The following is a 20,909-nucleotide window of genomic DNA, read 5'->3' as shown; positions in this document are numbered from 1 at the left end:
TACCAAGGCTTAAAAGACAATCTAACCAATATGCACAGCTATATGCCTTCTTGATGAGCAATGACGATGCTCCCAGCAATATACGCCCTGCCATGTCCCTAAGCACAACTGACCGTTTAGTACAGGAATGGATAAATAGGGACTCGTCAGAACACTTTTTATGTGGGCAGGCATATCATCATCGCCCTCTAGCGTGTGGGTATACAGTGAATCACGTTCAGGCACTAAACGATTTAACCAATTCTCTAAATCGTGTTTAGCACTAGGATCGGCATTTTCCTGAATAATTAGGCTGGCACTTGTATGCTGTATCAACAACGTACATAAACCTTCATTTACACCACTCTGATCCACTAATTGCTGTAACTGACGTGTGAATTCATAAAGCCCTTGGCGGCCTGTTTTGACTGTAAGTAGCTTTACCATAAAAAAATGCCCCTTCAGATGAAGAGGCACTTTAACAGATTAATAATAGTTAAAACTACATTACTCTGTTTGTTGTCATGAATCTGTCTTCGTCCTCTGGACCTGCATTATCCGCATATAAAGTTACACCGGAGCGTAAGCAGATAGATAGATTCTGGTGAGAAGCTTCTGTTTCTTTAGGCAGCAAGTGATCAACGATCTGCTTTTCATCCAACAACTCTTGCTCTGTTGCAGTAAGACGTTGGCGGCTGAAATCGTTTACATCGATATCATGAACGATTTGGTAACGACCGTAGTTACAGCGCACTGGGAATGAATAGAAGATACCTTTTGCGATACCGTAGCTACCATCACTTAAGATACCCATACTGATAATTTCACCCGGCTCTGTACCAAGCACCCAATCACGCATCTGGTCAACGATCGCTTGTGCTGCTGATGCTGCACTCGATAAGCCACGCGCTTCGATAATCTCACCACCACGCTTCTGCACTTTAGGGATGAACTCTTCTCGGTACCAAGAAGTGTCAATCTGGGACATTGCAGGCTTGCCTAGGATCGTTGCCTGGTGCAAATCTGGGTATTGAGTTGGAGAATGGTTACCCCAAATCATGATTCCGCCGATATCTCGCGTAGTAGCACCACAGTGATTCGCTAGAATACCTTTAGCGCGGTTGTGATCCAAACGAGTTAAGCAGGTAAACTGAGACGGGCTTAAATCCGGCGCATTTCGGCTAGCGATAAGAGCATTAGTGTTTGCAGGGTTACCCGTAACAAGTACTTTTACATCACGGTTCGCAAAATCATTTAGCGCTTTACCCTGACGAGCAAAGATAGCGGCGTTTTCTTCAAGTAGATCGCTACGTTCCATGCCTGGGCCACGTGGCTTAGCACCTACCAACAATGCATAGTGAGCATTTTTAAAACCGTCTTCTACATTGTCATGCAGGGTGATGGTATGAAGAAGCGGGTATGCACAATCCATCAATTCCATTGCGACACCACGAAGTGCATCCATCGCTTGCGGTAGTTCAATCAGCTGCAGAATCACAGGCTGATCTTTACCCATCATTTCACCAGCAGCAATCTTAAACAGCAAACTGTAGCTAATAGCACCTGCGGCACCGGTTACGGCTACTCGAACTGGACGTCTCATTGCTTTTTACCCCTAAATATTGGCAATAAAATCATTTAATACCAAAGTATATAGACTGTAAGCAATTATGTAAGTACTTCTCTAGTACTCAATATGAACTTTCTAAATAAACCGAAGAACTATTTTTATAGGCCACGACTGGATTCAGAACGGAGAAACACACTGCTTTCTGAATTTAATGCACCGTCAATCATTGTAAGCAGCTTCTCCTTATCACGCCCCAACACCCCTTTGAGCACAAGATAATTCGAGGCATGATCACTCCTAAAAATAGTCTTGTCCAAATCAAGATGACTAATAAAGGTTTGCATCTCTTCGATCAACTGACGTTGATTACAGAACTGAAAATCATCACCAAATGACTGTACAAACTCAGCCTCACCTTCATGAAAAAATAGCACCAAGGTCGCTAAGTAATCTGGCTGAACCGCATTGACCAATCGTGCAGAGTCAATCGCATGCTGGTGGGAGTATCTTGATCCGCCCATACCATTTATGATCATTACGGAAGATTTGATACCGGCCGCTTTAATCTTAAGCAGAGCATCCTTGGTCGACTCGAAGGTTTCACCCTTCTCTATCTTCTCAAGAATCTCGTCATTACCGCTCTCAGCACCTACGTACAGAAGTGATAAGCCTAATTCACGTAACTCAGATAACTCTTCAACGGTGATATTTAGGAGATTACGAGGTAAGCAGTATGCGGAAACTCTAGAAACGCTTGGCAGATGCTCTTGGATGACCAGTAAGATCTCTTTCAAGCGCTTAAATGACAAAGCCATTGCGTCGCCATCAGCAAGAAATACCTTTCTAACAGCACCAAGTGCAGCGCTACAACGAATGACCTCTTCAGTAATGTCGGCAATAGATTTAGGTCGGAATTTCTTTTGTGGTGCACGATACATTTCACAGTAGGTGCACTTATTCCAACTACAACCATTCGTTACCTGCAGGATCAGTGAATGAGCTTCACTTGGTGGCCTAAAAACAGGCTCGATATAATTAATTGGAGGATATTGAAACATTCCGAGCCGCCTTATTGAAAAGTCGGTAGAAATTATCAGTAGTTTGCTGAGCAACTACATCAATGGAAACACCCTTAAGATCCGCAATACACTGAGCCACTTCAACCACATACTTAGGCTCATTCTTCTTACCTCGATGCGGTACCGGGGCTAGATAAGGCGCATCAGTCTCGATAAGGATCCGCTCTAGAGGGATCTCTTTAACAACATCACGCAACTCACTTGCATTGCGGAACGTTGTGATGCCAGAGAATGAAATATAGTAGTTCATATCTAAGGCCGCTTTAGCCATATCTAAACTTTCTGTAAAACAGTGCAGCACGCCACCGGATTCCTGATTACCATGAGCCTTAATCATATCCAGTGTATCTTGGCGAGCATCACGCGTATGAACAATTACAGGAAGCTTTAACTCACCTGCAGCAACGAGATGAGTCTCAAAACTTTTCTGCTGAGCCTCTTTGGTATCCGTTTGATAGTAATAATCTAACCCAGTTTCACCAATAGCGATAACTCTCGGCTGAGAGGCATGTTCAATTAGCGCTTCAACGCTCACTTGCTCTTCAGAAGCAGATAATGGATGGATACCTACCGAAGCAAACACATTTTCATGCGGCTTTATCAGCTCATACATTGAAGGAAATTGCGACATTGCGATAGATACACAAAGCATCGCATCGACCTTACGGTCAAAAGCTGCCTGAAGCATATCTGAAAAATTATTATCGTAGGGAGACAGGTCTAACCTGTCCAAATGACAGTGAGAATCGATGAACATAAAAATAATCTAGATGGGCAAGGTACAGACCAACAATAAAACTACAGTGCGTTAGTTTTACGCTCAGAATTTAATGTACCGGCCAGATAGGTCTCTATTTTGTTTACAAGGGTAGAATCATCAGCAGAGAGTTGAATACCAATACCTGGTGTTCGACCACCTTGTGCGCCTTTTGGGGTAACCCAAATTACCTTCCCTGTAACCGGTATTTTGTCGCCCTCATCCATTAATTCAAGCAACATAAACACCTCTTCGCCTAGATGATAAGAGCGTAGAGTAGGTATAAATAATCCGCTATTAGTGATGTACGGTAAGTAAGCCTCGTATAGCTCTTCTTTTGTCTGAATATTCAAAGACAAAATGCCATGACTTAAACGTGGTACAGCTACCATATTGAACCTTTATCCTTAATTGAGCAGCGCAGCCCATTCCAATAGTATATTTTCTAACAATAACTGCTTATTCGGGTTTTGCCTAAGCATTATTGCTCTGCGCTCTTCGTGTACTTTATCCGCTAATTTAAAGATTTTAACTGGGTTGGTTTTTTTAGCAACCGCATTCAGCATATTACGCGCATCATCCTGCCTTAATAACTCAGGGCTTTGACATACCGAACCACGAGCAGCATCAGACAACAAACTGTAAAACCACCCTAGCAACATCTCTAAATCAAGCTTTTGCCAAGATTGAGCAACCTCAAGCGCCGTTCTTCTTTGTTTAAGTATATCCGCAAGTCCGCGAATTAGCTGTGCTCGATGCTCATTTAGACCTTTTTCTATATAAGATAGGGCCTCTTTAGGCGCTCCACGATTAATATGCAGTATGCTTTTAGCCTTCTCCGCATCAATATTATCAGCTGCTGCCATTAGCCAATTAATCGCATCAGTTTCCGATGGATTATGGCATTCTATATGCTGGCAACGGCTCTTAATGGTCGGCAATACCTGCCCCATTTTAGAGGTAACCAACAAAATAATCGTGTCGGAGCCGGGCTCTTCTAACATTTTCAAAAGCGCATTGGCAGAAGCGACATTCATAGCATCAGCAGGATCCACAACCACAGCACGATAACCACCTTGCTGCGCAGTGCTATAGATGAATTCCCCTAACCCACGAACCTGATCAACCTTTAACTGCTTACCCTCTTCTTCTGGAGAGAGAATAAAGAGATCGGGGTGACTACCGGCGGCATTAAGGTCACATGACTTACAGTGACCGCATGCTCGGCCCTGCACAGGGCTTTGACATAGGAGAGATTGCGCAAACGCTGTAGCAAAAGCCGCTTTACCAATACCTGGCATACCATGAATTAATAATGCATGCGGTAAACGGTTTTGATCGTGTAGCTGGCCCAAATGAGCGAATCGCTCATCGAACCACGGAAACGGCTTTAACAGTTCAGACATTTTCAGAGCCCATAAAAGTATTTACAGCACCTAAAATTTGAGCCTGTACTTCTGGAATACTCTTAGACGCATCAATTACGCTAAAACGATTAGGCTCAGCTTCAGCTCTGGATAGATACATGTTACGAACTTTATGGAAGAAATCTAACTTTTCCTGTTCAAAGCGATCAGGCTCACTTCTTTGCGAAGCACGTTGTAAGCCGATTTCTACATCTAAATCCAAAAGCAAAGTCATATCAGGATGAAGACCATGCTGAACAATTCGCTCTAGCATCGCAATATGCTCAAGGTCGACATCTCTTCCACCACCTTGGTAAGCATAAGTCGCATCTGTAAATCGATCGCTTATAACCCAAGCGCCACGCTCAAGTGCAGGACGAATCACATTTTCGATGTGCTGTGCACGTGCCGCAAACATCAATAACAATTCTGTATCTTCACTAACTCGCTCATCACGAGGCGATAGAAGTAGTTCACGTAACTCTTCTGCTAACGGTGTTCCGCCTGGCTCACGGGTAAGAACAATTTCTATTTCACGATCACGTAGCAGCTGGCACAAATATTCAATATTTGTTGATTTACCAACCCCTTCAGTGCCCTCAACAGTGATAAAGCGACCTTTAACGCTCGTATTCATAATTCTGTATCCTATGGCGAAGAGCGATAATCTTTACGACGTGTAAGCTGGTAGCGTCTAACCGCATTATTATGCTCTTTCAAAGTCGCTGAAAAATAATGACTGCCATCGCCTTTAGCAACAAAATAAAGCGCTTTACCGTCCGCAGGATTAAGCGCGGCTTCAATGGCCTCTCTACCTACCATGGCAATAGGTGTAGGCGGTAATGCCGGTATTACATAGGTGTTATAAGGCGTAGGCTTTCTTAAATCTTTACGGCGGATATTGCCTTTGTACTCATCACCCATGCCGTAAATAACGGTCGGGTCAGTTTGCAGGCGCATGCGTTTATTCAATCGACGGACAAACACACCAGAAATGATCGGACGCTCATCTGCTCGCGCTGTTTCCTTTTCAACAATAGAAGCCATAATCAAAGCCTCATAGGGAGACTTGTATGGCAGTTTGCTGTCACGCTTATTCCATTCAGCCGCTAAGATCTTTTGCATCATAGCGTTAGAACGTTTTAATACAGCAAGTGCCGAACCGTTCTTCTCGATACTAAACGTCTCCGCTAGGAACAAACCTTCTGGGTGTTTTTCAGAAACACCGAGCTGTTTAAGAAGTTCTTCTCTACTTAAATGACTAACATCATCATTAAGGTATTTATGCTCACTAATCGCGTGCATCATCTCTTTGAAATTACTGCCTTCAATGATCGTAAAGCGATAATTTTTAGATACGCCAGATGTGATCACCTTTAAAAATTCAACAGGTGTTAAACCGGCTTTTAACTCATATTCACCGGCTTTAATCTTATGCGCCAGACCAGATTGGCGGCCGTAGATCTTGAAATAATGACCATTAACTTCACCATAACTTTCTTTAAGATCGGCAACTACCCTATTGAAACTACTGCCTTTTTTAACTTCAAAAAGAGCTTTTTCTTTGACGGGAAGTGATGCATTAAGGAAAGCATTGTAATCATTCCATAACCAATAAGCCCCTGCCGCACCCGACACAATAAGGACAAATAAAACAGTTAATATTTTTTTCAACAACTCATTTCCTTAGATAGCAATAACTGCAGATCTCTGGTGATTGGGCCGATATTTAAAGGCTTGCCATCGATCGCTATAACCGGCCAAATACCGATCAGACTGTTACATATAAAAACTTCTTCTGCACTATCAAGCACTGATTCAGGGTAATTCCCTTCGACAACCACAAGAGATAACTGATCAGCTAACTCGATCAGGCGATCACGCATAACCCCTTTCACACCACTTCGATCTATTTTCGGTGTATAGAGCATACCTTCATGGACCCAGAAAAGATTACTCATGGTGCCTTCAACGAGATTCCCATCTAGATCCGACACAAAACCTTCAGCTATATCTGGTTCAGACCACTCAGATCTTGCTAGAACCTGCTCTAGCCTATTTAGATGCTTAATCCCTGCCAATGCAGGATTAATACCTAATCGCTGCTGGCAGAGCCTTACAGCAACACCTTGTTCTCTTTGCTGAGTAAAATCGGACGAAGAATCTGCAAGACTGATGATTCGTGTAGGCGCACAAGTTGCAGGAAGCTTATAGCCTCTTTCACCTAAACCCCGAGTCACCGTCAGCTTTAATGTTTGATTGCCGGAAAGGTTTAAGGCTTGAATGTCGCTCTTTACGTCATCAATTGTCCCTTCTGGGAATTGCAGACGATCCAAACCCATCTGTAAACGACCTAAATGTTGATCGAACAAGTGTGGCTTACCATCGATCACAGCAACTGTTTCAAATAAACCATCACCGTAACTTAGACCGCGGTCATTTATAGATACCTGATCAGCTAAAACGCCATTAATCCAGTACTTAGTCATAAATCAGATCTGACGGAATACCAAGGTTCCGTTGGTTCCACCAAAACCAAATGAGTTAGAAAGCGCCGCTTTTATCTCACAAGGTTGAGCAGTATGAGGAACGTAATTTAGATCACATCCTTCAGATGGGTTATCTAAATTGATTGTAGGCGGGGCAATTTGATCTCTGATCGCCAAAGCACAGAAAATAGCCTCAACAGCACCCGCCGCACCCAACAAATGACCGATCATAGACTTAGTCGAACTCATTCTTACGTTATCAGCAGCCTCACCTAAAACAGATTTAGCCGCATTAGACTCTGCAATATCACCCGCTGGCGTAGATGTACCATGAGCATTGATATAATGAATCTCTTCTGGTGCTACAGAAGCATCATTAATAGCGCTTTGCATAGCCAAGGCTGCACCCGCACCGTCTTCTGGCGGTGCTGTCATGTGATACGCATCATCACTCATACCAAAGCCTGCTAATTCACAGTAAATTTTGGCACCACGCGCTTTAGCGTGTTCGTATTCTTCAAGCACAAGCACACCTGCACCGTCCCCAAGCACAAAACCATCGCGGTCTTTATCCCATGGACGACTGGCAGTTTCAGGAGAATCATTACGCGTTGATAACGCTCGTGCAGATGAGAAGCCGGCAATACCTAATGGCGTAGTAGCCATTTCAGCGCCGCCAGCCAGCATTACATCAGCATCGCCATACTGGATCATTCGCATTGCCTGACCAATATTGTGCGTACCGGTAGTACAAGCGGTCGTAATAGCAATATTAGGGCCCTTAAGACCGTATTTGATCGCTAGGTTGCCACCGATCATATTGATAATACTGCCCGGCACAAAGAATGGTGAAACACGTCTAGGTCCTGTTGTATTTAGGATATCAACGTTTTTCTCGATCATCGGTAAACCACCAATGCCTGAGCCTATTGCACAACCGATACGCGGAGCATTAGGGTCAGTCACTTCTAGTTTCGCATCTTCAATAGCTTGCATACCCGCAGCCATACCGTATTGGATGAACAGATCCATCTTACGGGCTTCTTTGGCACTCATATACTGAGTAACATCAAAGTCTTGTACTGATGCCGAAAACTGAGTCGCAAAAGGAGAAGAATCAAAGTGAGTGATTGGACGAGCGCCACTCTTACCCGCAAGTAAATTATCCCATGTTTCTGAGACAGTATTGCCAATTGGGGTAAGCATACCGATACCGGTAATCACAACACGTCTACGTGCCATCTTTGATCTCCATATTCCTACAAGGAAGTTCTAAATAAATCAGTAATTAACAATTCGCCAATTCTAACCGAACTGCTTAAAGCATTAAACGCTTGTAATTTACAGGCAAAAGAAAAGCCGCTCTATCAGAGATAGGCGGCTTTTCGAAATTCTTGCTTGTAGCGAACGATTACTGGTGTGCGTTGATGTAATCGATTGCAAGCTGAACTGTAGTGATTTTTTCAGCTTCTTCGTCTGGAATTTCAGTTTCGAATTCTTCTTCCAGAGCCATTACCAACTCAACTGTGTCCAGAGAGTCTGCGCCAAGATCTTCGACGAAAGAAGCTTCTTGAGTAACTTCTTCTTCTTTAACACCTAGCTGCTCTGCGATGATCTTTTTTACGCGCTCTTCAATGTTGCTCATATCTATTCCTATCTTCTTATTAACACCGCATTCAAGTACGAAATGCGGTAAGAAATTTTATTAAAGCATCCCGGCTTTATCAAGCCAAGATTGTAAATTCATTCTCTACCTGACGGCACATTATCAACAATTGGCAGAAAAAAACAATTCCTTATATGGGTATTTAACCCATATACATGCCACCGTTGACTTGAATCGACTCACCAGTCACGTAACCGCCGCCTTGGCTGGCTAGAAAACCAACAACAGCTGCAATTTCTTCCGGTTGACCCAAACGGTTCATTGGGATTTGAGATTTAAGTGCATCTTTGTGCTCGTCTGCCAATCCACTTGTCATATCTGTATCGATAAAACCAGGCGCAACACAGTTAACTGTAATGTTGCGTGAGCCTACTTCACGCGCTAGCGCACGAGTAAAACCTTCCATGCCTGACTTAGCTGCAGCATAGTTTGCCTGACCAGCGTTACCCATAGATGCCACTACAGAACTTACACTAATGATACGACCCCAGCGAGCCTTAGTCATGCCACGTAGACAGCCCTTAACAAGACGGTAGATTGAGTTAAGGTTCGTATTCAATACAGAATCCCACTCATCCTCTTTCATGCGCATCAAAATATTGTCGCGCGTGATGCCTGCATTGTTAACCAGTACTTCAACTGTACCAAAATCATCTTGTACAGTTTTTAGTACAGCTTCAACCGATGCGCTATCAGCAACATCCAGTACTAGACCCGTACCTTTAACCCCTGCTTCAGCAAGGTAAGCAGAAATTGCCTCTGCACCCTTCTCGCTTGTAGCTGTACCAACAACCACAGCACCTTGACGACCAAGCTCTTCAGCGATCGCTTTACCGATACCGCGAGTAGCGCCAGTAACTAGCGCAATTTTACCTTCAATACTCATTTATAAATTCCCTGCGCTACAATTATTGACCTAACGCTTTTTCAAGGCCCGCAGCATCACTAATTGCTGCAACACTCAAAGGCTTATGAACTTTTTTGTTCAAACCAGATAGCACCTTGCCTGGACCACACTCTACAGTGCTTTCCAAACCTTGCTCAACCAAACCTTGGATTGTTTTAGTCCAAAGTACAGGACTATATAACTGAGCAAGTAGATTTTCTTTTAATTCTTCAACTGAAGCAGGAATCGAAGCAGTTACATTTTGCACCACATCAATTTCCGGCATGTTGATTTCGATTTTAGATAGCTCTTCAGCCATCTTTTCAGCCGCAGGCTTCATTAGAGCACAGTGTGACGGAACACTTACCGGAAGCGGAATAGCACGCTTGGCACCTGCTTCTTTACAGTTCTCGATCGCGCGATCAACTGCAGCTTTTTCCCCTGCAATAACAATCTGACCTGGGCAGTTGTAGTTTACCGGAGAAACCACCTCACCCTGCTCAGCTTCCTGACAAGCTTTCTCGATAGCATCATCAGCCAGACCTAGAATAGCTGCCATAGCACCGCTACCTGCAGGCACGGCTTGCTGCATGAATTCGCCACGCAGTTTTACTAGATTTACACCATCAGCAAAACTGATTGCACCAGCACAAACTAACGCTGTGTACTCACCCAAACTATGACCTGCAACAACAGCTGGCTTATTACCATTCTGTTCCTGCCATAAACGCCATAGCGCAACACCTGAAGTTAGAAGCGCAGGCTGAGTCTTATCGGTTTGATTAAGATCTTCTTCTGGACCATTCTGAACCAAGTCCCATAGGTCGTAACCTAGAACCTCAGAAGCTTCAGCGAAAGTGTTTTTAATAACTGGATGTGTTTCAGCAAGTTCCGAGAGCATCCCTACTTGTTGAGAGCCCTGCCCCGGAAATACAAAAGCAAGAGTTTGCGACATGATGTCCTCAAATCGTCAATTAATACACGCCCTATGAATCAGGCCAATCGCCGTAGTTTACAACATTCATAGGTAATTAAAACTGTGTGAAGGGTATTAGGTAAGCCTTGCCTCTATTTCGCTGCAAATCTTACGCGGTATATCTTGTTCTATCTCTGCCACAGCTTGATCAAGCGCATACCCAAAGCACTGCTGATTAGCTGATCCGTGGCTTTTAATAACTATTCCTTGCAGACCCAACAAACTCGCACCGTTACGACGCGATGGATCCATCTGCTTTTTCAAATCAGAAAGCACCGGCTTAGCCAATAGCGCAAGAAACTTTCTATAAAGCCCCTGTTTAAAACTCGCTTGTACTTTTTGATTGATTAAGCGCGCCAATCCCTCGCTACTTTTCAGCGCGATATTGCCTACAAAACCATCACAAACAACCACATCAGCATTTCCGGCATAAAGATCATCGCCTTCTATATAACCAACATAGTTCAAGCCACCCTGCTCCTGAATCAAGCGCGATGCCAGCTTAACTTGCTCATTGCCCTTAACTTGTTCCTGGCCAATATTCAAAAGCCCTACGCGCGGGCTCTCAATATTATCGACGGCGGCCGTCATGACCGACCCCATAATCGCAAACTGAAGCAAGTGCTCCGCACTGCAATCCACATTCGCACCTAAATCTAAAAGGTAGCAATGCCCTTTAGCTGTGGGCACTGACGAAATAATCGCAGGACGATCTACGCCAGGCAACATTCTAAGAATATATCGACCAAGCACCATTAAGGCACCCGTATTACCGGCACTAACACAAGCTTGAGCCGCACCTTCATCTACAAGCTGAATAGCTTTGTACATTGAAGATTCTTGGCCATTACGAAGTGTTTGAGATGGCTTAGCTGACATAGAAATAGTGTCAGGCGCATGAACAACATCGACACGACAGGCAACATCTGAATTCAGTCCATTAAGAAAGGGCTGAATAACATCACTGTGACCGATAAGTTTTGCTGATAAACGAGAATGACGCGCTAGGGCATCGAGTGTGGCGGGAATAGTAACGCGGGGACCGAAGTCCCCGCCCATCACATCAACTGCAATGGTGTAGTAATCTGACAAGCTTATTCGTCATCCTGCTTGTTGATTACCTGCTTACCACGGTAAAAACCGTCAGCAGATACGTGGTGACGACGGTGAGTTTCACCGGTAGTTTCTTCTACAGATAGAGTCGGGTTACCCAGAGCATCGTGGGAACGACGCATGTCGCGACGGGAACGAGACTTCTTACTTTTCTGAACTGCCATGACTAAATAGCTCCTGGTTCTTTCTATTTGTTGTCGGCTTTCAACTGAGCCAACACACTAAATGGATTCGGTTTTTCGTTTTCTTCTGTCACTGCCTCGCCGAAGGAAGTGTTAATAGAGCAGTCATCATGATAAGCATCATGCGGCAAACTCAGAATCAACTCTTCTTCTATTACAGGCAGTAACTCAATCTCTTCACCCTCAACAATGAGGGGGTCATAACTGCGAGGTAACTGCTGAGCAGCCTCCTCACTGGCCGCAACTCCAAGATTAAAATCTGCCTCTACGGCAACCTCTACTGACTCCAAGCAACGCTGACACGTCATTGTTACATGACCTGTGGCACTGCCTGTGAGAGTTCGAATTCGCTGTTCATCTACTGCAAATTGAAGATCGACATTAAACTCCCCTTCTTTATCGACTAACGCCTGACAAAGATTGGGCATGTCCTTCAGTGCAGCTTGGCCTGCGATTCGCACTTCCCGCTCAGCAAGTTTTCGCGGGTCTACTCGTTTAGGTAATGGACCGTTTGACATAAGCGCGCAATTCTAGGGCCCGAAGCCCGTCCTGTCAAAGACTTTGGGGTTTAATTCTACAATAAAACCGCTAATATTTATGCCTTCGCATATTCATGGTCAAAAAATCACATGAGAAATCTAATTTTAGCCTCTAGCTCACCCTTCCGTCGCCAAATTTTGGACAAATTAAATTTGGAGTATTCATGCATTTCACCAGACATTGACGAATCGGCATTAGAGAATGAATCAGCAGAGGAATTAGTTGCCCGCTTATCTGCTAGCAAGGCACAAAAAGTTGCCGAAGAAGCGCCTAACTCATTGATTATCGGATCAGATCAGGTTGCAGTTTTAGGTGATGAGATACTCGGCAAGCCTCATACACATGAGAATGCTGTTACACAATTACAAAAACTATCGGGCAATGCTGTTACATTTTTAACGGGTCTTTCCTTACTTAACTCAGACACCGGCCAGTGCCAAACAGAAGTTGTGCCATTTAAGGTTTATTTTAGAAAGCTCACCACCTCTATGATCGAAAACTATCTGCGCGCTGAAGAGCCATATAAATGTGCAGGCAGCTTTAAATCTGAAGCATTAGGCATTGTACTGTTCGACAAACTCGAAGGCGAAGATCCGAATACACTTATCGGCCTGCCTTTGATCCGATTAGTAAGAATGTTAGAGAAAGAAGATCTAAACGTTTTATAAGAAAGTGACCGTATAAAAATCAGACACAAAAAAGGAGGGCTTAGCCCTCCTTTTTCTTCATCTATTGCATATAAGCGCTTAACGAAGCTCATGACTCTTCGTATTAACACCCAGCTCAGCCGCAATACCTTTCGCAAAGCTTACGCCTAGCTCATCAACAATCTGTTTCCAAGGTTCCTGCTTCGGAGAGTAATCAACCAGTTTCTCAACTTTAATTACTTCACGAGCAACATAACTGGAGCTACCCAGCGCATCAACCAAACCAAGCTCAATTGCCTGCTCACCACTCCATACTAAACCACTGTATAGCTTTGGATCATCTTTAAGGCGATCTCCGCGACCTTTACGAACCTGATCAACAAACTGATTATGGGTTGTATTTAGTACACTTTGCCAGAACTCTTCCTCACCGCTATTTCTCGGAGAGTAAGGATCCAAAAATGCCTTGTGCTCACCCGCCGTATACAAGCGGCGCTCAACACCAACCTTCTCCATCAGATCAACAAAGCCAAAACTACCCGCTACAACACCAATAGAACCTACCAAACTGGCTTTATCTGCATAGATATAGTCTGCCGCCGCTGCAATATAATAAGCACCTGACGCGCCTATATCTGTGATAACGGCATAAAGAGGCTTATCAGGATAGATAGCACGTAGACGCTTAATCTCATCGTAAATATAACCCGATTGAACCGGACTCCCCCCTGGGCTATTAATGCGTAGAATCACCGCCTTAGCGTTCGACTCCTTAAATGCCTCACGAAGTGACCAAATAATATTATCCGCGCTGGCTTCATCATCTGAACTAATAACGCCTTTGACTTCAATTATTGCAGTGTGAACCTGTGGCTTAACATCAGTAGCAATATCTTTACCGGCGAAGAAGATACCCAAGAGCGCAAAAAGGTATACAAATGTCAGCAGTTTAAAGAAGATGCCCCAACGGCGAGCGCGTCGCTGCTCAGTAAACAAACCGTTTAGAGTTTTCTCAATCAACTTCCACTCTTTCTTACTCGCACCGTCTTGCTTCGCATTTTCAACGGCGCGCTCCAGCTTACTTCCTGTTGCTGTAGAAGATTCCTGCTGTTTTGGAACTTCATTTTGTTCGGATTCATTCCATGGATTATCAGACACACACATCTCCTGTATCAGGCAAAAACACCCTGAATTTCTAACCAATTCTCCAACTCTGGAAACTCATGAACTTCCAAAACTGGCTTATAACCTTTTAAACGATCCAAATGATGGGCACCGTAACTGACAGCGATAACATCCATACCAGCCTGCTTACCCATCTCTAAATCATATTCAGTGTCGCCTATCATAACAGCCTCCGAGGCTGAGACACCGGTTTCTTGTAGAATTTCCTCTAGCATTAGAGGGTGCGGTTTTGAGATAGTTTCATCAGCGCAACGAGAGGTTTCAAATAAATAACCTAAACCCGTTTCAGCAAAAACACGATTTAAGCCTTTTCTGCTCTTTCCTGTAGCTACAGCCATCCGCATACCTTTACCATGCATCTGTTCTAAACTTTTCTGCGCACCAGGAAACAATGGCGAAGGTGTAGATTCATTACCTAAGAAATATCGGCCATAATTCTGTCGCATCAGTTCTATTCCATCTTTATCAACATCAGGAATCAGAATTTTAATCGCCTCAGGCAAACCTAACCCGATAATATTTTTTACTTCTTCATCGGTAGGTATAGAAAATCCGCTATCTTTCGCCGCTAGCTGCATACAGGAGATAATTTTGGCAGCAGAATCGATGATTGTGCCATCCCAATCGAAAATGAGTAGTTTGTACACTCAAGCCTCTTAACTTATTTATAAGAAAGGAATCTATGTTTATATAGAAGAAACAATAAAGATCAAGATAAAGGCCAAGATCAATGAAACAGTCAGCTTAATAGGCTTTACTTAAGCTAGTTCTTGATTTGTAGTAATCGCATAACGTATATTTTGCAGACATTTTAAAAAAGCCGACCTTTATGCAATTAAGTCGATTTACAGATTATACCCTTCGCGTTTTATTTTATGTTTCTACTAACGATGATCGTCTAGTTACGCTAGCTGAGATAGCAAGCTGCTACGATATTTCGGTAGAACACCTACGTAAAGTTGTACATGCCTTGTCAAAAGCAGGACACCTAGACACTTACCGAGGCAAAAAAGGCGGAATCAAACTAGCTAAGCCACCAGCAGAAATTAATATTGGTGAAATTGTTGCTGATGCAGAAGGCAGACAGCCTCTGATTAACTGCGGCCAACAACAATGTCGCCTAACAGGCTTCTGCACACTCCAGCATGTACTAGGTGATGCTCAAAAAGCCTTTATGCAGGTCCTAGAACAATACACCCTGGCAGATATGCTTAATAACGACGCTATGCGCAATAGCTTAATTGTGAGCAAAGCAGATTAATTAGCCATCGCCATGGCTAATTCTTCTTTCTTATAATTGAGCTCCAGCCAAGGGAACAGATTTCGCTCTTCAAATCGTACATGTTCCTTTAACAGCTCACCAAAACGATTTACCACGCTTGAATCATTTCCACCCAGCATGCTCAATAATTGCTTATGATCTGCAACAAGGCGATCAGCTAGTGACTCTCCTTCACCTACGAGCAATGGCAACAAAGCACGCTCTTCTTGATCAAAATGAGGCTTTAATTCTCTGTATAGAACTTCTCTTTTAGCCTGCCAGTATTCATCAACCTCTCTTTCAGCTTCTTTTCTTAAGTCATTGATATGTTTAACAGTAACTAAAGCTTTGTGATGATCATGACTTAGTGGAATTAGTGCCTCTACTCTTTTCATACTTTTTCTACCCTCACAATAATTTCCTATGTATCCATACAAGATCATTTAACAAATCTGCAAATAAATTTTGTAATTTTTCAGCTTTATTCGAACAATCTCTTTATAATGTATTTTATATACATTATATTGTTTATTAATTCATTACAAATACATTTTATGTGAGGACTTATGGTTATTTGGAGCAATACAGAGTTAGTTGTCTACTCCCTGGTGCTAGGCATGATCTTATTTAAGTTCTGGACTGTATGGCATGTATCCAAAAAAGCCCAAGCCACTATCGAAGGGCGAATGATTTTCTTATGGGGAATTGTAGGCATGAGCACATTTGTTTTACTTGCCAAGACTTACATTTCTTACCAAATGAGCACTATTTAAAACAAAAAAGCCCGCTATAAGCAGGCTTTGAAAACACACTAACTGAATTAGTCTTCAGTAAGCTCAAGTTTTTCAGCAGAAACAAGCACACCGTTGTTGTCTGCATATACGTACTGACCCGGCTTGAATGTCACGCCACCGAAAGTAACGTCTACGTTTAGCTCACCAAGGCCTTTCTTTTCAGTCTTCATTGGGTGGCAACCTAGCGCCTGCACACCAATATCTAGATCGCTGATTGCGTTAACATCACGGATGCAGCCGTAGATGATAATGCCTTCCCAGCCATTTTTTGTTGCTTTTTCAGCAAGCATATCGCCAAGCATTGCGCGACGCATAGAAGCACCACCGTCGACAACAAGCACTTTACCTTCACCAGGTAGAGCAACCTGCTCACGAACCAAAGAGTTATCTTCAAAAGCTTTTAGAGTAACGATTTCGCCACCGAAACGCTCTTTACCACCAAAGTTACCGAACATTGGCTCAACAACCTGTACCTGGTCTGGGAACTGATCACACAGTTCTGGCAAAAGATCTTCCACAATATGCTCCTTAAACTGGATAACTGCACCTAAGAACAGGTGCTCTCAAAATCTAAAGCAGGTATATTCGCCGATTCATTGTGCAATTGCACTACTCTTTTGGGCTAGGATTGAAATGAGCTTAATTCTTAATAAAACAAACTCTCTAAAAGCTACGATCGCTATCAGTACATATGTATTTTTAGTTGGGTGCAGCCAAAAACAACATACATTCTGTATTGAAGATTCTAATAACTGCTCTCTGCCTACCCCTCCTACGCTTAGTCAATCAGCCCCAATCACGAAAAACAACAAGCAAGAAGCGCTAGTTACGCGAGTAGAATATAAGCCCTCAGCAGCGATACAGTCACAAGATACTACCAGGCACAATAAAAATTCCGCCCAAAATTCAGTAAAAGTAATTGAGCATATCCGTTTACCTGCTCCAAAGGATACGCGCTATGCCAACCTTACACTTGATGATGGGAAGAACAGTAGAATAAGTACAAATGGCATATACACCATACAACTGGGTGCTTATAAATTAGAATCCAGCCGACAGACTGCTATCTCTAGTCTTGAAAATAGCGAAAGCTTAAATTTATATAGAATGACCAATGGCTACCTAGGCCTTTCGTATGGAAGATATGATACGCAATCTGAAGCTCTAGAAAAAGCAGTACAACTTAGAGAACGAGGATTTCAAGATCTCTACATTACAAAAGCTCGTTAAACAAAAAAACGCAGCTTTAAGCTGCGTTTTTAAGTTAGAGTTGATAATTACTTATCCTTCAATAGGCTAAGCAATTTCTGAATCGGATGCGGCAATTGTAGATCATCAATACGCTTAACCTGACTACGGCACGAGTAACCTGTCACAAGTAAGCGATCTTTATTTTTTGGGTTATTTACCACTTCAGACCAGCTCAACTGGTAGATCTCACGGGATGTCTCAACGTTCTGAGTTTCATGGCCGTATGTACCCGACATACCGCAACAGCCCACTGCCTGAATATCCAGTTTTAACCCCATCGCTTCGTAGATCTGTTGCCACATACGAATACTAGGCGCAGCATTAGTCTTCTCAGTACAGTGTGCCATCAGCTTAAATTCAGTTGTAGAGCGGTTAGCTAGATCGAAAGTGCCCAGCTTATCTTTTTGATTGCTCAGCCACTCCTGAATCAACTGAACTTTTGGCAGATCTTTCTCCGGAATTACATAACCGTATTCCTGACGATAAGTCAGCGTCATTGACGGATCTATACCGATCATTGGTACGCCGGTGTTATCCAGCTCTTTTAGCATCGCACTGTTAGATTCAGCTGCTTTTTCAAATGCTTTCATAAAGCCATGCACATGCAACGGTTTACCATTTGGTTTGAATGGAGCCAGTAGAACATGGAACCCAAGCCCAGAAAGCAGATCAACAAGATCCAACACCAGCTGCGTTTCAAAGTAACTTGTAAATGCATCCTGTACGATGATTACAGCATTACTGCGCTGCTCTTCACTCAAACTCTTTATTAGCTGCGGTGAAGCGAAATCAATACCACGCACTTTCATGCCAGAGATCAGGCTATTGGTACAGATGGTAGGACTATCGACCATACCTGCATGCTTACGGAAGATCGCTTTAAGCGCCTTATTCTGCATCGCCCAGTTGTATGGTGCAGGGAACTTAGACAACCAAGGAATCATGTATTCTAAGGAGCCCACCATGTAATCCTTTGCTGGACGTAGGTAACGACCGTAATAAACCTCTAAGAAGCGCGCACGAAAATCTGGAACGTTAACCTTAATGGGACACTGACCAACGCAAGACTTACACGCCAGACATGTCATCATGGACTCATGTACTTCATGAGAGAAGTCGTACTCTTCATCTTTTTTCTTCGCCAGTGTGTTTTTAATACGTTTTGGTAGAGAAGCAATAAAGGAGCTCGCTTTAGCACGCTTAGCCTCTTCAACCAGATCCGTACCATTTTGTTCCATCAGGCGAAGCCATTCACGAATCAGTGAAGAACGACCTTTGGGTGAATTAATGCGCTGACGAGTACCTTTCCATGATGGACACATCGCGTCATTTGGATCGTAGTTAAAGCATGCGCCGTTACCGTTACAGAACATCGCTTCTTTATATTCTTCACGCGTTTCTGAACTGATCTGGCGATCAAATTGGCCACGCGTTGGCACTGCATCGATCTTAAGCAGCTCAGCACCATCAATTGCTGGCGTAGCGATCTTACCCGGGTTCATCTGGTTGCGTGGGTCAAACCCACCTTTGATTCGTTGTAGCTCAGGATACAACTCACCAAAGAACTCAGGTGCATACTCAGAACGAACACCTTTACCATGCTCGCCCCACAACAGACCTTTGTATTTAACAGTCAGCGCTACCACTTCATCTGTGATCTCACGGATTAAAGATTCCTGTAGCTGATCTTTCATATCAATAGCAGGTCGTACGTGCAGCACACCGGCATCGACGTGACCAAACATACCGTAAGCCAGATCTCGATCATCCAGCACTTTACGGAATTCCATGATGAAATCAGCAAGGTTCTCAGGTGGTACGGCAGTATCTTCCACGAATGGAATTGGACGTTCTTGGCCTTTAGCGTTACCTAGAAGGCCAACAGCCTTTTTACGCATCGCCCAAACTTTGTTGATTTCACCGGCACCATATACAACAGAGAAGCCAAAGCTCTTACCAGCCTGACCTGCAACAGATTTAAGATGCTCTTCTAATCGCGCAACATCGGCTTTTAGAGATTCTTCATCATCGGATGTGTACTCAACTAAGTTGATACCACTGATCTCCGGCTCACCTTCTTCTTGCGGGAAATAGGCACTTACCGTGTCCCAGATAATATCGCCCATCGCAAGATTAAGTACTTTAGAATCAATAGTTTCTATGGATGTTGGGTTCCATTCCATTAAGTCTGTAGCGTCACGCAAAGATGATTCAAAACTGTCATACTTAACGTTAACCAATGCAGCGAACTTAGGAATTGGCAGAACATTCAACTTAGCTTCAGCAATAAAAGCCAAAGAACCTTCACCACCACAAAGTACCGAATTTAAATTAAAGCGCCCTTCTTCATCACGGATATGCGCAAGGTCATAACCAGTAAGACAGCGGTTTAATTTAGGGAACTTGGCATCAATCAAGTCTTTCTTGTCGGTGAATACATCATCCACCAATCTGTGCACTTCACCGACACGATCATCGCGCTGCTTAATCTCAGCCAACTCTTCATCAGAAATTGGTTTAGAGTTCCAAAGCTCACCGCCTAAGAATACAGAATTTAGCTCTAGCACGTGGTCACGGGTCTTACCGTACATCACTGATCCCTGACCACTAGCATCGGTATTGATCATACCGCCAACCGTTGCACGGTTACTGGTAGAAAGCTCAGGCGCAAAGAAGAAGCCGTAAGGTTTTAGTGCACGATTAAGTTGGTCTTTAACAACACCACCTTGAACACGTACCCAGCGTTCTTCAGCATTGATCTCTAAAACCTGATTCATGTGTTTAGAGACATCCACAATTAAGCCATCTGTTAGGGACTGACCATTTGTACCTGTACCACCGCCACGCGCACTCAGCTTTACTTCGGCAAAGCGGGAGTCATCTGCCAATTTAGAAATCAGTACCAAATCATCTGTAGATTTCGGGTACAACACACCCTGAGGCAGCATCTGATAGATACTGTTGTCTGTCGAAAGAACGATACGGTTTGCGTAATCCTGATTCAGATCGCCGGCAAAGCCTGCTTTCTGTAACGCTTCGATAAACTGAAGGTAAATTGCTTCGGTAGTTTCGACTTGGGAAAGACGAGGGATCATAATACTGCCTCTATAAATGACTGTACTGCAAGA

Annotated in this window: 25 protein-coding genes; 4 read left to right on the top strand and 21 right to left on the bottom strand. The window is 43.5% G+C overall.

The window, feature by feature from the left end:
• Positions 1-21: 21 nt before the first annotated feature.
• From ACMXYT_RS07865 to ACMXYT_RS07790, 16 genes are all read right to left on the bottom strand, one after another.
• On the bottom strand, positions 22-426 hold the full coding sequence (locus ACMXYT_RS07865; RefSeq protein WP_415901055.1) for a secondary thiamine-phosphate synthase enzyme YjbQ: 405 nt from the start codon (positions 424-426) through the stop codon (positions 22-24).
• 55 nt (positions 427-481) lie between these two features.
• Positions 482-1,582, bottom strand: coding sequence for a malate dehydrogenase (locus ACMXYT_RS07860; RefSeq protein ID WP_415901054.1), 1,101 nt, complete (start codon positions 1,580-1,582; stop codon positions 482-484).
• A 125-nt stretch (positions 1,583-1,707) separates the two neighbouring features.
• Positions 1,708-2,607 (bottom strand): radical SAM protein, encoded by a 900-nt coding sequence (locus ACMXYT_RS07855; protein ID WP_415912165.1) that lies wholly within the window; start codon positions 2,605-2,607, stop codon positions 1,708-1,710.
• Positions 2,585-3,385, bottom strand: coding sequence for a TatD family hydrolase (locus ACMXYT_RS07850; RefSeq protein WP_415912164.1), 801 nt, complete (start codon positions 3,383-3,385; stop codon positions 2,585-2,587). The genes ACMXYT_RS07855 and ACMXYT_RS07850 overlap by 23 nt, the downstream gene beginning before the upstream one ends.
• Before the next feature lie 41 nt (positions 3,386-3,426).
• Entirely contained in the window at positions 3,427-3,777 is a 351-nt protein-coding gene (locus ACMXYT_RS07845; protein ID WP_415891390.1) for a PilZ domain-containing protein, read from the bottom strand.
• 15 nt (positions 3,778-3,792) lie between these two features.
• Entirely contained in the window at positions 3,793-4,791 is a 999-nt protein-coding gene (locus ACMXYT_RS07840) for a DNA polymerase III subunit delta' (protein WP_415912163.1), read from the bottom strand.
• On the bottom strand, positions 4,784-5,428 hold the full coding sequence (gene tmk / locus ACMXYT_RS07835; RefSeq protein ID WP_415901050.1) for a dTMP kinase: 645 nt from the start codon (positions 5,426-5,428) through the stop codon (positions 4,784-4,786). The genes ACMXYT_RS07840 and tmk overlap by 8 nt, the downstream gene beginning before the upstream one ends.
• Before the next feature lie 11 nt (positions 5,429-5,439).
• Positions 5,440-6,465, bottom strand: coding sequence for an endolytic transglycosylase MltG (gene mltG, locus ACMXYT_RS07830; RefSeq protein WP_415912162.1), 1,026 nt, complete (start codon positions 6,463-6,465; stop codon positions 5,440-5,442).
• Positions 6,462-7,280: an aminodeoxychorismate lyase gene (gene pabC, locus ACMXYT_RS07825; RefSeq protein WP_415912161.1), complete on the bottom strand. Its 819-nt coding sequence runs from the start codon at positions 7,278-7,280 to the stop codon at positions 6,462-6,464. Before pabC ends, mltG begins: the two co-directional genes overlap by 4 nt.
• A gap of 3 nt (positions 7,281-7,283) precedes the next feature.
• Entirely contained in the window at positions 7,284-8,522 is a 1,239-nt protein-coding gene (fabF, locus tag ACMXYT_RS07820) for a beta-ketoacyl-ACP synthase II (RefSeq protein WP_415912160.1), read from the bottom strand.
• A gap of 169 nt (positions 8,523-8,691) precedes the next feature.
• Positions 8,692-8,925, bottom strand: a complete 234-nt coding sequence (gene acpP, locus ACMXYT_RS07815) for an acyl carrier protein (protein ID WP_007019607.1) — start codon at positions 8,923-8,925, stop codon at positions 8,692-8,694.
• Positions 8,926-9,088: 163 nt separating this feature from the next.
• Positions 9,089-9,832 carry a 3-oxoacyl-ACP reductase FabG gene (fabG, locus tag ACMXYT_RS07810; RefSeq protein WP_415891384.1) on the bottom strand — a complete coding sequence of 248 codons (744 nt, stop codon included), beginning with the start codon at positions 9,830-9,832 and terminating at the stop codon, positions 9,089-9,091.
• Between the two features lie 22 nt (positions 9,833-9,854).
• Complete coding sequence (gene fabD / locus ACMXYT_RS07805) at positions 9,855-10,787, bottom strand: ACP S-malonyltransferase (protein WP_415901046.1); 933 nt, start codon at positions 10,785-10,787, stop codon at positions 9,855-9,857.
• Between the two features lie 96 nt (positions 10,788-10,883).
• Positions 10,884-11,900, bottom strand: coding sequence for a phosphate acyltransferase PlsX (gene plsX / locus ACMXYT_RS07800; protein ID WP_415901045.1), 1,017 nt, complete (start codon positions 11,898-11,900; stop codon positions 10,884-10,886).
• A 2-nt stretch (positions 11,901-11,902) separates the two neighbouring features.
• The gene (gene rpmF, locus ACMXYT_RS07795; protein ID WP_007019603.1) at positions 11,903-12,085 is read right to left on the bottom strand and encodes a 50S ribosomal protein L32; all 183 of its coding nucleotides are present in this window, start codon (positions 12,083-12,085) and stop codon (positions 11,903-11,905) included.
• Positions 12,086-12,108: 23 nt separating this feature from the next.
• Positions 12,109-12,621 (bottom strand): YceD family protein, encoded by a 513-nt coding sequence (locus tag ACMXYT_RS07790; protein ID WP_415884797.1) that lies wholly within the window; start codon positions 12,619-12,621, stop codon positions 12,109-12,111.
• A gap of 111 nt (positions 12,622-12,732) precedes the next feature.
• Between ACMXYT_RS07790 and ACMXYT_RS07785 the strand changes: the two genes are divergently transcribed.
• Positions 12,733-13,311 carry a Maf family protein gene (locus ACMXYT_RS07785; RefSeq protein ID WP_415912159.1) on the top strand — a complete coding sequence of 193 codons (579 nt, stop codon included), beginning with the start codon at positions 12,733-12,735 and terminating at the stop codon, positions 13,309-13,311.
• A gap of 78 nt (positions 13,312-13,389) precedes the next feature.
• Here ACMXYT_RS07785 and sppA read toward each other — a convergent pair whose 3' ends face one another.
• Positions 13,390-14,448 (bottom strand): signal peptide peptidase SppA, encoded by a 1,059-nt coding sequence (sppA, locus tag ACMXYT_RS07780; protein ID WP_415912158.1) that lies wholly within the window; start codon positions 14,446-14,448, stop codon positions 13,390-13,392.
• 14 nt (positions 14,449-14,462) lie between these two features.
• Positions 14,463-15,122, bottom strand: a complete 660-nt coding sequence (locus ACMXYT_RS07775; protein ID WP_415912157.1) for an HAD-IA family hydrolase — start codon at positions 15,120-15,122, stop codon at positions 14,463-14,465.
• A 182-nt stretch (positions 15,123-15,304) separates the two neighbouring features.
• Between ACMXYT_RS07775 and ACMXYT_RS07770 the strand changes: the two genes are divergently transcribed.
• Positions 15,305-15,736 (top strand): RrF2 family transcriptional regulator, encoded by a 432-nt coding sequence (locus ACMXYT_RS07770; protein ID WP_415912156.1) that lies wholly within the window; start codon positions 15,305-15,307, stop codon positions 15,734-15,736.
• Here ACMXYT_RS07770 and ACMXYT_RS07765 read toward each other — a convergent pair.
• On the bottom strand, positions 15,733-16,131 hold the full coding sequence (locus ACMXYT_RS07765; protein WP_415901039.1) for a hemerythrin domain-containing protein: 399 nt from the start codon (positions 16,129-16,131) through the stop codon (positions 15,733-15,735). The genes ACMXYT_RS07770 and ACMXYT_RS07765 overlap by 4 nt on opposite strands.
• 222 nt (positions 16,132-16,353) lie before the next feature.
• Here ACMXYT_RS07765 and ACMXYT_RS07760 point away from each other — a divergent pair, with 222 nt between their 5' ends.
• Positions 16,354-16,509: a hypothetical protein gene (locus ACMXYT_RS07760; protein WP_415912155.1), complete on the top strand. Its 156-nt coding sequence runs from the start codon at positions 16,354-16,356 to the stop codon at positions 16,507-16,509.
• A 47-nt stretch (positions 16,510-16,556) separates the two neighbouring features.
• Here the strand turns inward: ACMXYT_RS07760 and rraA are convergent, their stop codons facing one another.
• The gene (gene rraA, locus ACMXYT_RS07755) at positions 16,557-17,048 is read right to left on the bottom strand and encodes a ribonuclease E activity regulator RraA (RefSeq protein ID WP_415901038.1); all 492 of its coding nucleotides are present in this window, start codon (positions 17,046-17,048) and stop codon (positions 16,557-16,559) included.
• A 115-nt stretch (positions 17,049-17,163) separates the two neighbouring features.
• On the opposite strand from rraA, the gene ACMXYT_RS07750 reads away from it, so the two are divergent.
• On the top strand, positions 17,164-17,760 hold the full coding sequence (locus ACMXYT_RS07750) for a hypothetical protein (RefSeq protein WP_415912154.1): 597 nt from the start codon (positions 17,164-17,166) through the stop codon (positions 17,758-17,760).
• A 47-nt stretch (positions 17,761-17,807) separates the two neighbouring features.
• Here ACMXYT_RS07750 and ACMXYT_RS07745 read toward each other — a convergent pair whose 3' ends face one another.
• Positions 17,808-20,876: an FAD-binding and (Fe-S)-binding domain-containing protein gene (locus ACMXYT_RS07745; RefSeq protein ID WP_415912153.1), complete on the bottom strand. Its 3,069-nt coding sequence runs from the start codon at positions 20,874-20,876 to the stop codon at positions 17,808-17,810.
• Between the last annotated feature and the right edge of the window lie 33 nt (positions 20,877-20,909).

The organism is Neptuniibacter sp. QD37_11, assembly GCF_047778105.1.
Lineage (GTDB): Bacteria > Pseudomonadota > Gammaproteobacteria > Pseudomonadales > Balneatricaceae > Neptuniibacter.
This window is presented reverse-complemented; position numbering and strand designations above follow the sequence as displayed.

What these genes read in the sequence shown, in the direction of transcription:
- ACMXYT_RS07850 (WP_415912164.1), bottom strand. Translation starts at nt 3,385, where the DNA reads ATGTTCATCGATTCTCACTGTCATTTGGACAGGTTAGACCTGTCTCCC.
- ACMXYT_RS07750 (WP_415912154.1), top strand. Translation starts at nt 17,164, where the DNA reads ATGAGCTTAATTCTTAATAAAACAAACTCTCTAAAAGCTACGATCGCT.
- tmk (WP_415901050.1), bottom strand. Translation starts at nt 5,428, where the DNA reads ATGAATACGAGCGTTAAAGGTCGCTTTATCACTGTTGAGGGCACTGAA.
- ACMXYT_RS07845 (WP_415891390.1), bottom strand. Translation starts at nt 3,777, where the DNA reads ATGGTAGCTGTACCACGTTTAAGTCATGGCATTTTGTCTTTGAATATT.
- ACMXYT_RS07860 (WP_415901054.1), bottom strand. Translation starts at nt 1,582, where the DNA reads ATGAGACGTCCAGTTCGAGTAGCCGTAACCGGTGCCGCAGGTGCTATT.
- fabF (WP_415912160.1), bottom strand. Translation starts at nt 8,522, where the DNA reads ATGGCACGTAGACGTGTTGTGATTACCGGTATCGGTATGCTTACCCCA.
- fabD (WP_415901046.1), bottom strand. Translation starts at nt 10,787, where the DNA reads ATGTCGCAAACTCTTGCTTTTGTATTTCCGGGGCAGGGCTCTCAACAA.
- ACMXYT_RS07785 (WP_415912159.1), top strand. Translation starts at nt 12,733, where the DNA reads ATGAGAAATCTAATTTTAGCCTCTAGCTCACCCTTCCGTCGCCAAATT.
- ACMXYT_RS07865 (WP_415901055.1), bottom strand. Translation starts at nt 426, where the DNA reads ATGGTAAAGCTACTTACAGTCAAAACAGGCCGCCAAGGGCTTTATGAA.
- ACMXYT_RS07770 (WP_415912156.1), top strand. Translation starts at nt 15,305, where the DNA reads ATGCAATTAAGTCGATTTACAGATTATACCCTTCGCGTTTTATTTTAT.
- ACMXYT_RS07855 (WP_415912165.1), bottom strand. Translation starts at nt 2,607, where the DNA reads ATGTTTCAATATCCTCCAATTAATTATATCGAGCCTGTTTTTAGGCCA.
- rpmF (WP_007019603.1), bottom strand. Translation starts at nt 12,085, where the DNA reads ATGGCAGTTCAGAAAAGTAAGAAGTCTCGTTCCCGTCGCGACATGCGT.
- ACMXYT_RS07745 (WP_415912153.1), bottom strand. Translation starts at nt 20,876, where the DNA reads ATGATCCCTCGTCTTTCCCAAGTCGAAACTACCGAAGCAATTTACCTT.
- ACMXYT_RS07840 (WP_415912163.1), bottom strand. Translation starts at nt 4,791, where the DNA reads ATGTCTGAACTGTTAAAGCCGTTTCCGTGGTTCGATGAGCGATTCGCT.
- ACMXYT_RS07790 (WP_415884797.1), bottom strand. Translation starts at nt 12,621, where the DNA reads ATGTCAAACGGTCCATTACCTAAACGAGTAGACCCGCGAAAACTTGCT.
- acpP (WP_007019607.1), bottom strand. Translation starts at nt 8,925, where the DNA reads ATGAGCAACATTGAAGAGCGCGTAAAAAAGATCATCGCAGAGCAGCTA.
- fabG (WP_415891384.1), bottom strand. Translation starts at nt 9,832, where the DNA reads ATGAGTATTGAAGGTAAAATTGCGCTAGTTACTGGCGCTACTCGCGGT.
- ACMXYT_RS07760 (WP_415912155.1), top strand. Translation starts at nt 16,354, where the DNA reads ATGATCTTATTTAAGTTCTGGACTGTATGGCATGTATCCAAAAAAGCC.
- ACMXYT_RS07765 (WP_415901039.1), bottom strand. Translation starts at nt 16,131, where the DNA reads ATGAAAAGAGTAGAGGCACTAATTCCACTAAGTCATGATCATCACAAA.
- pabC (WP_415912161.1), bottom strand. Translation starts at nt 7,280, where the DNA reads ATGACTAAGTACTGGATTAATGGCGTTTTAGCTGATCAGGTATCTATA.